Below are 14,514 nucleotides of genomic sequence, written 5' to 3'. Positions count from 1 at the left end.
AAAATGTAACAGCAACAGCAGCTTGCCCCCCGGTCTGTAACATGCACTTTCAATCGATACAAAAGATTGAAACTGAGTTGAAACTCATGGTTTGTAACAAATCTTGCGTTTGATGTCATATTCGGGTTGATTCACAGGGAACAACACGTTACCCTAATACGCGTATGGCTTTAAAAACGCAGTCCGTCGCCACTCCATGAGCGGTGACCGATATGCCGTGCGCGTATTGACCCGCAGGCGGCAAATGCAACAAGCACAACAGATCCATACATAACAGGTCGATTTGAGGGAAAAATGAGTTTGTTAATAACCGTGCCGCCCAACCTTGTTCAGTCCATCCGCGCCTTCCGCGTGACCGAGTTACAAGACGAGGCGGTTCGTCTCGGGCAGCACTTCTTATATGCCTACTGCAACACCGGCCTGACCAAGCAGCAAGTCATCGGCCTGATCGCCGAAGCATTCCTGTTTCCCAAAAGCCTGGCCAAGAATTTCGACGCCTTGCGCCTCTGCCTGACCGACACCATGGCCAAGGCCGGCCCCCAGACAGGTTTCCTGGTGGTACTCGAGCAATTGCCCAATACGCAAAAATTCGACAAGGAAGCGCGCGAAACCCTGCTCGATGTGTTTCGCGATGCGGCCGACTACTGGGCCGAGAAAAAAGTCCCGTTCCGCGTCTTTTATTCCTTCGAATAAGCGCTCTTCCTCGCGGCAAGCACAGCGCGAAACCAGCTGACGCGGCCCGCGCGGGCGTATGCTGCGCCGCAACAATAATGCCGGCCTTTCTAGATTCACATCGCCATAGCGGGTACAATGCGCGCTATGAAAAATATCGTTATCCTTATTTCCGGACGCGGCAGCAATATGGAAGCGGTCGTGCGCGCGGCAAAAGCCGAGCAATGGCCAGCCCGTATCGCCGCTGTCATCAGCAACCGGGCCGATGCCCAGGGCCTGGTATTTGCCGCGCAACATGGGATAGCGACCGCAGTCGTTGCCAACAAGGATTATGCCAGCCGCGCCGATTTTGACGCGGCCTTGCAGCAAGTGATCGACGGCTACGCCCCCGACCTGGTGGTGCTGGCCGGCTTCATGCGTATCCTGACGGAACCGTTTGTCGAACATTATGCGGGGCGCATGCTCAATATCCACCCGTCGCTGTTGCCGCTGTTCCCGGGCATGGCGACGCACCGGCAGGCGCTCGAGGCCGGCGTAAAGGAACATGGCGCGACCGTGCATTTCGTGACCGCCGAACTCGATCATGGCCCGGCCGTGGTCAGCGCCACCGTGCCCGTCTTGCCGGGCGACACAGAAGACAGCTTATCGGCGCGCGTGCTGGTACAGGAACATCTGCTCTACCCGCGCGCCATCCGCCTGTTCATTGACGATAAACTGTCGATCGAGCATGGCCAGGTCCGCGTGGACCCTCAATAAAATATTACAGGAAGAATAACAATGAGATTGCCACCAGCGATACTTGCCAATGCTGAAGAAGTATTGCGCGACATTTTACGTTTCACGGCGCCCGCCGACACCACCTTGTCGCGCTATTTCCGCGACCATCCGCGCCTGGGTTCGCGCGAGCGCGGCGCCATCGCCGAAGGCATTTATGCCATCTTGCGCAATAAATCGTTCTTTACCGATTTCGCCGAAGCGGGCAATGGCCCGACCATGCGCCGGCTGACCATCCTGGGCCTGGCCGAAGCGATGGGCGCCGATTCGCTGGGCGGCCTGACGGAAGAAGAAGTGGAATGGCTCGACCGCATCAAGCAGATCGACCGCAACCTGATGCCGGCGAACATGCGCTCGAACATGCCGAAGTGGCTGTTCGACAAGCTGATCGCCCAGTACGGCGAAGCCGAAACCATGAAGCTGGCCGATGCGCTGAACGCGCCGGCGCCGCTGGACCTGCGCGTGAACTCGCTCAAGGCCACGCGGGAAGACGTGATGCTGGCGCTGGCCGAAGCACCGATCCTGAGCACGCCGACGCCGTTCGCGCCGCTGGGTCTGCGCGTGCTGAAAAAGCCGTCGCTGCAAAACATGCCATTGTTCCAGAGCGGCGCCATCGAGGTGCAGGACGAAGGCAGCCAGATCCTGTCGCAGATCGTCGGCGCCAAGCGCGGCGAGATGGTGGTCGACTTCTGTGCCGGCGCCGGCGGCAAGACGCTGGCACTGGGCGCGCTGATGCGCAACACCGGCCGCCTGTACGCGTTTGACGTATCGGAAAAGCGCCTGGCCAAGCTCAAGCCCCGCATGGCCCGCAGTGGCCTGTCGAATGTGCATCCGGTGCAGATCGCGCATGAACGCGACGCCAAGATCAAGCGCCTGGCCGGCAAGATCGACCGCGTGCTGGTCGACGCGCCATGTAGCGGCCTGGGCACCCTGCGCCGCAATCCGGACGTCAAATGGCGCCAGCAGCCCAATTCCATCGTCGAGTTGCAAGCGAAACAAGCTGCGATCCTGGCCGGCGCCGCGCGCCTGGTCAAAGGGGGCGGGCGCCTGGTGTACGCCACCTGCAGTTTCCTGAACGAAGAAAACGATGCGATCGCCGAGCAATTCCTGGCCGCCAATCCCGACTTCACTCTGGTGCCGATGAACAAGGTGCTGGCCGAACAGAAGATCGCGCTGGAGATGGGCGACTACCTGAAACTGCTGCCGCACCTGCACCAGACCGATGGCTTCTTTGCCGCCGTGTTCGAACGCAAGCCGATGCCGAAGAAAGTCTACGCCGACGCAAAGCCGGCCGACGACGCGGAGGCGGCTGACGCCGAATAAGGCTGGACGGGCGGCCGCTGCACTCGCAGCGGCCGCCGTTGCCTGCGCCAGCCCGCCTGGCATGCGCGTCCTGCTCGTCCGTACCACCTTCCTGCCCCACCGTCATGACCAAAACTCCGCTGCTCAACCTGATCACCGACTTCGTCGATGATTTCCGCCAGCCCGCCATCCTGTGGCAGGCGCTGGTCATTATTGCCTGCCTGGCCTTGAGCTGGGTTGTTGTGCGCCAACTGCGCGCCGTGCTGACCCGGCGCGCCGACGCCGCCACGCCGCCGGCCAGCGTCGAAGTGCGTGCTCGCACCGAAAGCTTTATCCGGATTCTGACGCCGGTGCTGACGGCGCTGCTGCTGGGCGTGTCCCAGCATTTCCTGAGCAGGTTGCAAAGCGTCAATCTGCTCAGCATCGCCGTACCCCTGTGCACCTCGATGGCGCTGGTGCGCTTCGGCTTTTATGTGCTGCGCCGCATCTTTGCCCGCCATGGCGAGATCAGCCCCACCATGCTGCTGCTGGAAAAAATCTTCACGGTAGTGGTGTGGTTGGGCATGGCCCTGTATATCACGGGTTTGTGGCCGGAGCTGCATGAATTCCTGGAAAGCATCATCGTGCCGCTGGGGCGCAATAAAGTGTCAGTCGCTGCCATCTTGCAAGCCGCTGTGTCGGTGGCCGTGCTGATGGTGCTGGCGATGTGGGCCGGCACCGCGCTCGACGACCGCCTGATGAAGACGCAGGGGCTGCACTCGTCGCTGAAGGTGGTGGTCTCGCGCATGGGGCGCGCCGTGCTGATCCTGGTCTCCGTGCTGGTCAGCCTGTCGCTGGTGGGCATCGACCTGACGGTCTTGTCCGTATTTGGCGGCGCCTTCGGCGTGGCGCTCGGTTTCGGCTTGCAGAAGATCGCCGCCAACTTTGTTTCGGGTTTCATCATCCTGCTCGACCGCAGCCTGACCATCGGCGACATGATCACGGTAGGCCAGTTCAGCGGCAAAGTCACGCAGATCAATACGCGCTATACTGTGCTATTGGGCGGCGATGGCGTTGAATCCATTATTCCCAATGAAATGCTGATCTCGGGCGGCGTGCAGAACATGTCGCTCAGTAATCGCATGGTGTGGCTGTCGACCACCGTATCGGTTGGCTACGAGACCGATATCGACGTCATCTTCCCGCTACTGGAACAAGCGACCGCCAGCGTGCCGCGCGTTGTACAAAGCAAGCCGCCGTCGGCGACCCTGCTGCGCTTCGGCGCCGATGGCCTGGACCTGCAGATCGGCTTCTGGATTTCAGATCCGGAAAACGGCGCCGGCGGGGTGAAGTCGAATGTGAACCGTGCGATTTGGCGGACGTTACAGCAACATAAGGTATCCGTACCATTTCCGCAACGCGAATTGCGCATTATCGGCACACCGCCCGCCGCGCTGGCAGGCGAAACAACAGGGGCGCCCACGCCCCCCGGCACGCAGCCCTGACCTCGCTGCCGCCTTCAAAATTGCCTCATCACACCCTTTAGGGCGTACAATCACGCCTAAAATTGACGATGCCGGACCGCCAGTATCTTGCTGGCGCGACCGTGAACAAGCCCCATCCACTCTGGAGTAGTAATGACATTGAGTTCTGTTTTACACGACGTTCTGCAGTTCATGGCCACTGGTATTACCGATCTGTCCGCCTGGCAGGTGTTTGCCTACACCATGGTGGTGACCCATATCACCATCGCCAGCGTCACGATTTACCTGCATCGCCACCAGGCGCACCGCGCACTGGAATTGCACGCCATCCCCAGCCATTTCTTCCGCTTCTGGCTGTGGCTGACCACCGGCCAGGTGACCAAGGAGTGGGCGGCGATCCACCGCAAGCATCACGCCAAATGCGACACGGAAGAAGATCCGCACAGCCCCGTCACGCGCGGCATCAAGAAAGTGTTCTGGGAAGGCGCCGAACTGTACCGTGCCGAATCGAAAAACCTGGAAACCATGGCCAAATACGGCCATGGCACGCCAACTGACTGGATCGAGCGCCATCTGTACACGAAGTACAGCTGGCTGGGCGTGGTCTCGCTGTTCTTCATCAACTTCGCGCTGTTCGGCGTGATCGGCATTTCCGTCTGGGCCGTGCAGATGATGTGGATACCCGTGACGGCGGCCGGCATCATCAACGGCATCGGCCACTACTGGGGCTACCGCAACTATGACTGCGCCGACGCGGCCACCAACATCATTCCGTTCGGCATATTGATCGGCGGCGAAGAACTCCATAACAACCACCATACGTATGCAACGTCGGCCAAGTTGTCGTCAAAATGGTATGAGTTCGATATCGGCTGGGCGTATATCCGTGCCCTGGAAATGCTGGGCCTGGCGAAGGTGAAAAAGCTGGCGCCGGAACCTAAATTTTCCCACGGCAAGCTGGAAGCGGATTTCGATACCCTGCAGTCGGTGATCGCCAACCGCTATGACGTGATGGCCAAGTACGCCAAATCGATCAAGTCGGCCTGGAAGGAAGAGCTGGAACACCTGAAGGACAAGGCCGAGCTGGAACAGCGCTTTTTGAAGTCGTCGCGCAAGCTGATGCAGCGCGAACCGGGCAAGCTGGCCGATGTCCACCATGAACAGCTGTCCGAGTTGTTCCAGCACAGCAAAGCGCTGGAAACCATGCACCATATGCGCGTGGAACTGGGCGCCATCTGGGAGCGCTCGCATTTTACGCGCGAGCAGCTATTGCAGAAGTTGCAGGACTGGTGCGTGCGCGCCGAAGCGTCCGGCATCAAGTCGTTGCAGGAATTTTCCTTGCGCTTGCGTAGCTACGCATAATCGGGCTCAGACCCATCGGGTCTGGCCCTCAAGGACGAAAAAAAACCGCTCAGTGAGCGGTTTTTTTTGATACAAAGATCAATTACTTGATCTTGGTTTCTTTGTACGTCACGTGCTTGCGTGCTTTAGGATCAAATTTCATGATCTCCATTTTCGCAGGCGTCGTACGCTTGTTTTTGGTGGTCGTGTAGAAGTGACCCGTACCGGCGGTCGATTCTAACTTGATTTTGTCGCGGCCTGATTTTGCCATGATAGCTCCCTTGTTCTGCTAATTAGACTTTTTCGCCACGAGCGCGCATGTCGACCAATACGGCGTCGATGCCGACTTTATCGATGACGCGCAGACCGGCGTTGGACAAACGCAGGGAGACCCAGCGGTTTTCAGATTCAACAAAAATACGACGATTCTGCAAGTTAGGCAAAAAACGACGTTTGGTTTTGTTGTTTGCATGGGAAACATTGTTGCCGACCATCGGCTTCTTCCCAGTGACTTGGCAAACACGTGCCATGGCGCACTCCTTAAAGACATTCCAAATTGGAAAAACGAGAGTATATCCAAAAAAATCAGATTTATCAATGACTTGCGAAAAACAATTGTGTCTTGTTGTATTGATTTAAGTTAACAATTTGAGGCACTGGTACTTTCTCGACGAAAAACCTTGTAAACCGTTTTGTTTACTGCTAGTAAAACGTCGGGCAAAACGCCTGTATGTCCTTGTTTACGCAGGTAAACTCGCGCAAACGCGCATGCCTGCTACAACTGCCCGTGTTCGGCGAAGGAATGGACATGCCGTCCCGCCACCACAAAATGGTCGAGCACCCGCACATCGACCAGCGACAAAGCCTGCACCAGCGAACGCGTCAGCAACAGGTCCGATTCGCTGGGCTCGGGCGTGCCGGAAGGGTGGTTGTGCGCCAGGAGCACGCTGGCCGCATTGTGCTGCAGCGCCTGTTTCACCACTTCGCGCGGATACACGCTGGTATGGGTCAGGGTGCCCCTGAACATTTCGCGGGCCGTGATCAGGCGGTTCTTGACGTCCAGGAACAACACATGAAAGGACTCATGCCCCAGGTTGCCCATGGTCATGCGCAGATAATCCTTGACCGCGTGCGGCGAACTCAAGGTCTGGCCCGCGTGCAGGTCTTCGACGATGGCGCGCCGCGCCAGCTCCATCACGGCCTGCAGCTGGGCAAACTTGGCGCTGCCCATGCCGTGCACGGCCGAGAAATTGACCAGGCTGGCGCCGAACAGGCCGCGCAGCGAGCCGAAGTGCTCGACCGTGTCGCGCGCCAGCTCCACTGCGCTCTTGCCGCGCACGCCGGTGCGCAGGAACACGGCCAGCAGTTCCGCATCCGACAGCGTATGGGCGCCGTCCTCGATCAGTCGTTCACGGGGCCGCTCGCGGGCAGGCCAGTCCTTGATTGCCATATTGCTCTCCGATACAGCACGATGTGGGCGTTCCTTGATGGATGCGATGGGGCGGGCGCGGCCAGTGTGGCTTACAATATCGCTTTGCATCAGTTATCTGAAAACATCACTATGTCCAACCAGCAACCAGCTGTCGTCACCAAAGAGGCTTACCTCACCCTGCATTATCGTCTTGCCACGCTGGACGGTACTGATATTGTCACTACCTTCAATGGAAATCCCGCGACCCTGATGCTGGGGCAGAACCAGCTGGCGCCGTTCCTGGAGGAGCGCCTGCTGGGCTTGCCGGAAGGCACGCACACTACCTTCGAGCTGGCCGCCAGCGAAGGCTTCGGCGAGCGCAACCCTGACCTGGTGCAATCGGTGTCGCGCGCCACCCTGGACGACAACTCCGTGCCGGGCGCCGATTACAAGACCGGCGACCTGGTCGACTTCGCTGCCCCCGGTGGCGGCCGTTTTGCCGGTGTGCTGCGCGAGATGCGCGACGACTCCGCCCTGTTTGATTTCAATCACCCGCTGGCCGGACAGCCGCTGCGGTTTGAAGTCAAACTGATTTCGGTGCTCTAAGGAGAGAACGATGGACAAGGAATTGCTACTGGCCCAGCCGCGCGGCTTTTGCGCCGGCGTCGACCGTGCGATCGAGATCGTCGAGCGCGCGCTGCAACAATTCGGTGCGCCGATCTATGTGCGTCATGAAATCGTCCATAACGCCTATGTGGTGACCGATTTGCGCAACAAGGGCGCGATCTTCATCGATGACCTCGACGATGTGCCAGCTGGCAATACGCTGGTGTTTTCCGCCCATGGCGTGTCGAAAGCCGTGCGCGCCGAGGCCGAATCGCGCGGCTTGACCATCTTTGACGCCACTTGCCCGCTGGTGACCAAGGTGCATATGGAAGTGGCCAAGATGCGCCGCGAAGGCCGCGAGATCATCATGATCGGCCACGACGGCCACCCGGAAGTGGAAGGCACGATGGGGCAGGCAGAGCAGGGCATGCATCTGGTGGAAACGCTCGATGATGTGGCGTTGCTGCGGGTGGTCAATCCCGACAGCCTGGCCTATGTTTCGCAAACAACGTTGTCAGTTGACGACACCAGCGACATTATTGCTGCGCTGAAACAAAAATATCCGAATATTTCCGAGCCTAAAAAAGGCGATATTTGCTACGCCACCACCAACCGCCAGGAAGCCGTCAAATTCATGGCGCCGCAGGTGGAACTGGTGATTGTCGTCGGCAGCCCGAACAGCTCCAATTCCAACCGCCTGCGCGAAGTGGCCGACAAGATGGGCACGCCTGCCTATATGGTCGACAACGCCTCGCAGATCGACCCGGCCTGGCTGGACGGCAAGCTGCGCGTCGGTGTGACGGCCGGCGCCTCGGCGCCGGAGATTTTGGTGCAAGCCGTGATCGACCGCCTGAAAGAGTGCGGCGTGAAGAGCGTGCGGCCACTCGACGGCGTGCAGGAAGCGGTAACGTTCCCGATGCCAAAAGGGCTCGACGGCGTGAAAAGGGTGGTCGAGCAGGTAAGCTTTGGAGCGACTTCCACCTGAAACTGAATTTAATTTGTTAATTTAGATATTATTCCAAGCTAAGTTTTTACAAAAGATCGTTATGATGGTCGCAAGCTTGAATGTGTTGTCGTTATAACTAAGCAGGTGTGTGCACGTTTTGAGTGCGTGCACCGCGCTGGTGAGAACGGTCCAAGGAGGGCACTGCAGGAATTTTTCCTTCGGTGCCGTTTTTTTATCGGCGGCGGCATGGCGAGTGGACGGTGTTCCCGAAAAATGCAACTCGATAGGGCAATCTGACATGGATACATTCATCCAGCAAATCATTAACGGCTTGGTGCTGGGCAGCATGTACGCCCTGGTCGCCCTCGGTTATACGATGGTGTACGGCGTCTTGAACCTGATTAACTTCGCCCATGGCGACGTGCTCATGATAGGCGCCATGGTGGGCCTCTCCATTTTGAAGCTGCTGGGCATTTATGTGCCGGACTGGCCGGGCTACCTGAAACTGGCCACCGCCATCCTCGGCGCGATTCCGGCCTGCATCCTCATCAACGTCATCATCGAGCGGGTCGCCTACCGCCGCCTGCGCAACGCCCCCCGCCTGGCGCCCCTGATTACCGCCATTGGCGTGTCGATCCTGCTGCAGACCTTCGCCATGATGATCTGGACGCGCAATCCGCTGCCCTTCCCGCAATTGCTGTCGACCGACCCGATCAATATCGGCGGCGCCGTCATTTCGCAAACCCAGGTGCTGCTGCTGGCCCTGGCCGCCGTTTCGATGGGCTCGCTGGTGATCCTGGTGGAAAAAACCCGCATGGGCCGCGCCATGCGCGCCACGGCGGAAAACCCGCGCGTGGCTGGCCTGATGGGGGTCGATTCCGACAAGGTCATCGTTGCCACCTTTGCCATCGGCGCGGCGCTGGCCGCCGTGGCCGGCGTGATGTGGGGCGCCAACTATGCTTCCATTCAATTTTCGATGGGCGCCATCCCCGGCCTGAAGGCGTTCTGCGCGGCCGTGCTGGGCGGCATCGGCAATATCTACGGCGCCATGATAGGCGGCGTTTTGCTGGGCATTATCGAAAGCCTGGGCGCCGGCTATATCGGCGACCTCACCGGCGGTTTCCTCGGCAGCCACTACCAGGATATCTTTGCCTTTATCGTGCTGATCATCGTGTTGACCCTGCGTCCGTCCGGCATCATGGGCGAACGCGTGGCCGACCGCGCCTGACGTGAAACTGGGAGATTAAATCATGGCACTACTCGATTTCGACGTCAAAAAAAATCCCGCCAAGGCTTACGCCGGCATGGTTGGCCTGGCCGCGCTGCTGATGATCTTCCCGTTTTTTGCCGCCCAGTTCGGCAACTCCTGGGTGCGCATCATCGACATGGCGCTGCTGTACATCATGCTGGCGTTAGGCCTCAATATCGTGGTGGGCTTCGCCGGCCTGCTCGACCTGGGCTATATCGCCTTCTACGCCGTGGGCGCCTACCTGACGGCGCTGCTCGCTTCACCTCAGTTCGCCATCCTGCTCGAATCGGTGATCAACCAGTATCCGGTGTTTGGCGAGTCCCTCGTGCAACTGATGGGGCCGGAGATCCGCGAGCACGGCATCCATTTGTCGGTGTGGGCGATCGTGCCGCTGGCCGCCCTGGTTGCCGGCCTGTTCGGCGCGCTGCTGGGGGCGCCGACCTTGAAGCTGCGCGGCGACTACCTGGCCATCGTCACCTTGGGCTTTGGCGAGATCATCCGCATCTTCATGAACAACCTGAACGACCCGATCAATTTCACCAATGGTCCGCAAGGCATCAACCTGATCGATCCGATCCGCGTGTTCGGCGTCAACCTGGCTGGCGAGGCCGGCACCAACAGCACCGTGATGGTGGGCGGCTTGTCGATGCCGTCAGTCAATGCCTATTATTTCCTGTTCCTGTTCCTGTGCCTCGCCGTGGTGTTCGTCACCAAGCGCCTGCAGCATTCGCGCCTGGGCCGCGCCTGGGTCGCCATCCGCGAAGATGAGATCGCCGCCAAGGCGATGGGCATCAATACGCGCAATGTGAAACTGCTGGCCTTTTCCATGGGCGCCTCGTTTGGCGGCGTGGCTGGCGCCATGTTCGCCTCCTTCCAGGGCTTTGTGTCGCCGGAGTCGTTTTCGCTGACCGAATCGATTGCCGTGCTGGCGATGGTGGTGCTGGGCGGCATCGGCCATATTCCTGGCGTGATCCTCGGCGGCGTGATCCTGGCGTCGATCCCCGAACTGCTGCGTCATGTGGTCGAGCCGGCCCAGCAGGCGCTGTTCGGCAAGGTGCTGATCGAGGCGGAAGTGCTGCGCCAGTTGCTGTACGGCCTGGCGATGGTGTTGATCATGCTCAATCGCCCGGCCGGCCTGTGGCCGTCGCCGAAGAGCGAAGACCGGCCCGACCATGATGTCGACCAGCCCAACCAATCGACCGATGTCGTGTCGGCTTAAGGAGAACGGCTTGAGCGAACAGATCATTCTCAATATCGCCGGCGTGAACAAGCGCTTTGGCGGCCTGCAGGCGCTGACCGATGTCGGCATTACCATCAAGCAAGGCCAGATCTACGGCCTGATCGGCCCCAACGGCGCCGGCAAGACCACGTTTTTCAATGTGATCACCGGCTTGTATCAGCCCGATACGGGTACCTTCGAGCTGGCCGGCAAGCCGTATTCGCCGTCGGCGCCGCACAAGGTGGCCAAGGCCGGCATTGCCCGCACGTTCCAGAATATCCGCCTGTTCGGCGACATGACGGCGCTGGAAAACGTGATGGTGGGGCGCCATGTGCGTTCGCACCAGGGCGTGTTCGGCGCCATCTTCCGCCACCGGGCGGCGCGCGACGAGGAGGCGGCGATCCGCCGCCGCTCGATGGAGCTGCTGGAGTTTGTCGGCATTGCCCAGTTCGCCAACCGCACGGCGCGCTTTTTGTCCTATGGCGACCAGCGCCGCCTGGAAATCGCCCGCGCGTTGGCCACCGACCCGCAACTGCTGGCCCTGGACGAACCGGCGGCCGGCATGAACGCCACCGAAAAGCTGGCCCTGCGCGAGCTGCTGGTGAAAATCAAGGCCGAGGGCAAGACCGTGCTGCTGATCGAACACGACGTGAAACTGATGATGGGGCTGTGCGACCGCATCACGGTACTTGAATACGGCAAGCGCATCGCCGAAGGCTTGCCAGCCGAAATACAACAAAACCAGGCCGTCATCGAGGCTTACCTGGGAGGATCGCACGCATGAACAATGTTTTGAAAGTAACGGGCCTGAGCGTGGCCTATGGCGGCATCAAGGCCGTCAAGGGCATCGACCTGGAAGTCAACCAGGGCGAGCTTATCGCCCTGATCGGCGCCAATGGAGCAGGCAAGACGACGACCCTGAAAGCCATCACGGGCACTTTGCCGGCGTGCAAGGTCGAAGGCACCATCAGCTATATGGGCGAGTCGCTCAAGGGCAGCAAATCGTTTCACCTGGTGGAAAAGAAGCTGGCGATGGTGCCGGAAGGGCGCGGCGTGTTTACCCGCATGTCGATCCGCGAAAACCTGATGATGGGCGCTTATACCCGCACGGACGCGGCCGGTGTCGAGGCCGATATCGGCAAATGGTTCGATGTGTTTCCCCGCTTGAAAGAAAGGGCGGCGCAGATGGCCGGCACCTTGTCGGGCGGCGAGCAGCAGATGCTGGCCATGGCGCGCGCGCTGATGAGCCACCCGAAGCTGCTGCTGCTCGACGAGCCGTCGATGGGCTTGTCGCCCATTATGGTCGAGAAGATTTTCGAGGTGATCCGCAGGGTGTCAAGCGAGGGCATCACGATCTTGCTGGTCGAACAGAATGCCCGCCTGGCCCTGCAGGCGGCGCACCGCGGTTATGTGATGGATTCTGGCTTGATGACAATGAGCGGCAATGCAGCCGACATGCTCGACGATCCGCGCGTGAAGGCGGCCTATCTGGGCGAGTAAAGCGCGGTGAAAAGCCTGCGCCCATAAAAAATGCCCCGGTATGACCGGGGCAAGTGGCATCCATGGGAGAGAACCGGATGGATGCCTGGAGGAGCTGGTTCAGCCGGGCCGCCTTGGCGGCCCGGAGTCAAGCGTGACTGCTTACTTGCTGGCAGCCTGCGGAGCGGCTTTGGCAGCCGCTTGCGTGAACTGGCTGACGGCCGATGCCAGGTTCGCTTCGATCGTTTCTACGGCTTGCTTGCTGCTTTTCGTGAACTGTTCGTAGCCTGCATTGGCGTTGCCGATGGCGCTTTTGAACATGGCTACAGCGTTTTCCGAGCCGGCTGGCGCGTTCTTGGTCACTTCTTCGACCAGCGAGATGACTTTGCGGTTCGTTTCAGCGATTTGCGATTCAGCAGCTTTGCTGAATTCAGCTTGGGCGCCGGAGGTGATGGCAGCGAGGTGACGGCCGTAGGCCAAGGCTTTTTCAGCGGTCGGCTGGGCTTGGGCAGCGCTCAAGGAGAAGAATTCTTGTGGATCTTTGGCAGCCAGCAATTGCTTGGTGGTCGCGGTCGACTCTTCCAGCGTTGCCTTGGCGGCGGTCAGGTTCAGTTCGACGATTTTTTCGATGCTCTCAAAAGCCTTGCCCGTCAGCGACGAGAACAGGGCGAATTGGGCTTCCAGGTTGGCTTTGGTGGCGGACGAGAATTGCTCAGGGATTGAAAACATGGTGAATCTCCAAAATATTGAAATCTGGTTAAGTTGATGCTGCGTTTACCGTAAAGAGGGGTAGCAGTTGACTCTGTTTTATCTAACTGAACAAGCAATTGTGCAACGCAACAAACCATATTCTACGGTGAAAAAAAGTTAAGTCAAGAGAATCTTGTGCAATGCAACAATTGAATAGATTTGGGTCAAAGGCCATTGTTTCTAAAGAATAATTTTCGATTCTTTTAGTTAATTATTTTCAGGAAATGTTGCCATGGGGTTAATGCGATACGCGAGGCGCCGCCGCATGCTAGACTTGACCCTCCGCACTGGCGCCAGCCTGTTGGTGCCGCCACGTTTTCCGAGCCCTGTCCATGTCCAATTTTCCCGCTGCGCCCGGCGCCAGCAATAAACCGGTCTTTCCCGCCAGCCTGGCGCCGATGGCCTTGCCCGCATTCTTCGTGTTGTTATGGAGCACCGGTTTTATCGTCGCCAAGTTCGGCCTGCCGTATGCGCCGCCGCTGACGTTTCTGCTGCTGCGTTTTCTGGGCGTGCTGGTGATCCTGCTGCCGCTGGTGCTGGTGTTGCGCGCGCCCTGGCCGGTGGGGCAGTTTCGCCAGATCGCCGTGGCTGGCGTGCTGATGCAGGCCGGCTACCTCGCTGGCGTCTGGTGCGCCATCAAGCTGGGCATGCCGGCCGGCCTGTCGGCGCTGATCGTCGGCATGCAGCCGGTGCTGACGGCCTGCGCCGCACCCTTGATCGGCGAATCGGTGCGCCCGCGCCAGTGGCTGGGCCTGTTTTTCGGCCTGCTCGGCGTGGCGCTGGTGGTCTACGCCAAGATCAACCTGGTCGGGCTGACGCTGGAAAGCGTGCTGCTGTGCGTGTTCGCGCTGCTGTCGATGACGGCCGGCACCATGGTCCAGAAGCGTCATTGCCCGCAGTTCGACTTGCGCACCGGCACGGTGGTGCAGTTTGCCGCGTCGATCGTGGTGGTGCTGCCGTTTGCCCTGTATTACGAAGGGCTGGACCTGACCTTGAGCCGGGTGCAATGGACCGGCAACTTTATCGGTGCGCTGCTGTGGTCGGTATTGGTGCTGTCGATCGGTGCCATCTTCCTGCTGTTTGCGCTGATACGGCGCAGCGACGCCACCAAGGTCACAGGCCTGCTGTACCTCACGCCGCCGACCACGGCCGTGATGGCCTGGCTGATGTTTGGCGAGGCATTTAACATATTGGGCATCGCCGGCATGCTGGTGGCCGTGCTCGGCGTGGTGTTTGTGGTCAAGAAATAACACGGGCGACGATTACAGCAAGCAATTGCATAAGGAAATGGGAATGGCTGAC

The 14,514-nt window shown here is 59.5% G+C and carries 16 protein-coding genes; 12 read left to right on the top strand and 4 right to left on the bottom strand.

Annotated features, from left to right (window positions below; translation table 11 throughout):
• The first annotated feature begins 294 nt into the window (after nucleotides 1–294).
• The 5 genes from CD932_RS04975 (at nucleotide 295) to CD932_RS04955 (ending at nucleotide 5,573) form a co-directional block, all read left to right on the top strand.
• Nucleotides 295–693: a barstar family protein gene (locus tag CD932_RS04975; RefSeq protein WP_094441663.1), complete on the top strand. Its 399-nt coding sequence runs from the start codon at nucleotides 295–297 to the stop codon at nucleotides 691–693.
• A 126-nt stretch (nucleotides 694–819) separates the two neighbouring features.
• Nucleotides 820–1,428, top strand: coding sequence for a phosphoribosylglycinamide formyltransferase (purN, locus tag CD932_RS04970; protein WP_094441662.1), 609 nt, complete (start codon nucleotides 820–822; stop codon nucleotides 1,426–1,428).
• 21 nt (nucleotides 1,429–1,449) lie between these two features.
• Complete coding sequence (locus tag CD932_RS04965; protein ID WP_094441661.1) at nucleotides 1,450–2,769, top strand: RsmB/NOP family class I SAM-dependent RNA methyltransferase; 1,320 nt, start codon at nucleotides 1,450–1,452, stop codon at nucleotides 2,767–2,769.
• 104 nt (nucleotides 2,770–2,873) lie between these two features.
• Entirely contained in the window at nucleotides 2,874–4,232 is a 1,359-nt protein-coding gene (locus CD932_RS04960) for a mechanosensitive ion channel family protein (protein WP_094441660.1), read from the top strand.
• Between the two features lie 132 nt (nucleotides 4,233–4,364).
• Nucleotides 4,365–5,573, top strand: a complete 1,209-nt coding sequence (locus CD932_RS04955; protein ID WP_094441659.1) for a fatty acid desaturase — start codon at nucleotides 4,365–4,367, stop codon at nucleotides 5,571–5,573.
• 82 nt (nucleotides 5,574–5,655) lie between these two features.
• On the opposite strand, the gene rpmG is transcribed toward CD932_RS04955, so the two are convergent.
• The 3 genes from rpmG to radC form a co-directional block, all read right to left on the bottom strand.
• On the bottom strand, nucleotides 5,656–5,823 hold the full coding sequence (gene rpmG / locus CD932_RS04950; protein ID WP_010400929.1) for a 50S ribosomal protein L33: 168 nt from the start codon (nucleotides 5,821–5,823) through the stop codon (nucleotides 5,656–5,658).
• A gap of 22 nt (nucleotides 5,824–5,845) precedes the next feature.
• Nucleotides 5,846–6,082 carry a 50S ribosomal protein L28 gene (gene rpmB / locus CD932_RS04945; RefSeq protein WP_010400928.1) on the bottom strand — a complete coding sequence of 79 codons (237 nt, stop codon included), beginning with the start codon at nucleotides 6,080–6,082 and terminating at the stop codon, nucleotides 5,846–5,848.
• Nucleotides 6,083–6,327: 245 nt separating this feature from the next.
• A complete protein-coding gene (radC, locus tag CD932_RS04940; protein ID WP_094441658.1) occupies nucleotides 6,328–7,002 on the bottom strand; it encodes a DNA repair protein RadC in 675 nt (224 codons plus the stop codon).
• 111 nt (nucleotides 7,003–7,113) lie between these two features.
• Here radC and CD932_RS04935 point away from each other — a divergent pair, with 111 nt between their 5' ends.
• The 6 genes from CD932_RS04935 (at nucleotide 7,114) to CD932_RS04910 (ending at nucleotide 12,483) form a co-directional block, all read left to right on the top strand.
• On the top strand, nucleotides 7,114–7,569 hold the full coding sequence (locus CD932_RS04935) for a peptidylprolyl isomerase (protein ID WP_094441657.1): 456 nt from the start codon (nucleotides 7,114–7,116) through the stop codon (nucleotides 7,567–7,569).
• A 10-nt stretch (nucleotides 7,570–7,579) separates the two neighbouring features.
• A complete protein-coding gene (gene ispH / locus CD932_RS04930; RefSeq protein WP_094441656.1) occupies nucleotides 7,580–8,554 on the top strand; it encodes a 4-hydroxy-3-methylbut-2-enyl diphosphate reductase in 975 nt (324 codons plus the stop codon).
• Nucleotides 8,555–8,813: 259 nt separating this feature from the next.
• On the top strand, nucleotides 8,814–9,743 hold the full coding sequence (locus CD932_RS04925; protein ID WP_094441655.1) for a branched-chain amino acid ABC transporter permease: 930 nt from the start codon (nucleotides 8,814–8,816) through the stop codon (nucleotides 9,741–9,743).
• Nucleotides 9,744–9,765: 22 nt separating this feature from the next.
• Nucleotides 9,766–10,983, top strand: coding sequence for an ABC transporter ATP-binding protein (locus CD932_RS04920; RefSeq protein ID WP_094441654.1), 1,218 nt, complete (start codon nucleotides 9,766–9,768; stop codon nucleotides 10,981–10,983).
• 10 nt (nucleotides 10,984–10,993) lie between these two features.
• Nucleotides 10,994–11,767, top strand: a complete 774-nt coding sequence (locus tag CD932_RS04915; protein WP_094441653.1) for an ABC transporter ATP-binding protein — start codon at nucleotides 10,994–10,996, stop codon at nucleotides 11,765–11,767.
• Nucleotides 11,764–12,483, top strand: coding sequence for an ABC transporter ATP-binding protein (locus CD932_RS04910; protein WP_094441652.1), 720 nt, complete (start codon nucleotides 11,764–11,766; stop codon nucleotides 12,481–12,483). Before CD932_RS04915 ends, CD932_RS04910 begins: the two co-directional genes overlap by 4 nt.
• Before the next feature lie 141 nt (nucleotides 12,484–12,624).
• Here the strand turns inward: CD932_RS04910 and phaP are convergent, their stop codons facing one another.
• Nucleotides 12,625–13,191: a TIGR01841 family phasin gene (gene phaP / locus CD932_RS04905; RefSeq protein WP_094441651.1), complete on the bottom strand. Its 567-nt coding sequence runs from the start codon at nucleotides 13,189–13,191 to the stop codon at nucleotides 12,625–12,627.
• A 353-nt stretch (nucleotides 13,192–13,544) separates the two neighbouring features.
• Here phaP and CD932_RS04900 point away from each other — a divergent pair, with 353 nt between their 5' ends.
• Nucleotides 13,545–14,462 carry a DMT family transporter gene (locus CD932_RS04900; protein ID WP_094441650.1) on the top strand — a complete coding sequence of 306 codons (918 nt, stop codon included), beginning with the start codon at nucleotides 13,545–13,547 and terminating at the stop codon, nucleotides 14,460–14,462.
• Nucleotides 14,463–14,514 lie beyond the last annotated feature (52 nt).

The organism is Janthinobacterium sp. PC23-8, from assembly GCF_002250505.1.
Taxonomy (GTDB): domain Bacteria; phylum Pseudomonadota; class Gammaproteobacteria; order Burkholderiales; family Burkholderiaceae_D; genus Janthinobacterium.
This window is presented reverse-complemented; position numbering and strand designations above follow the sequence as displayed.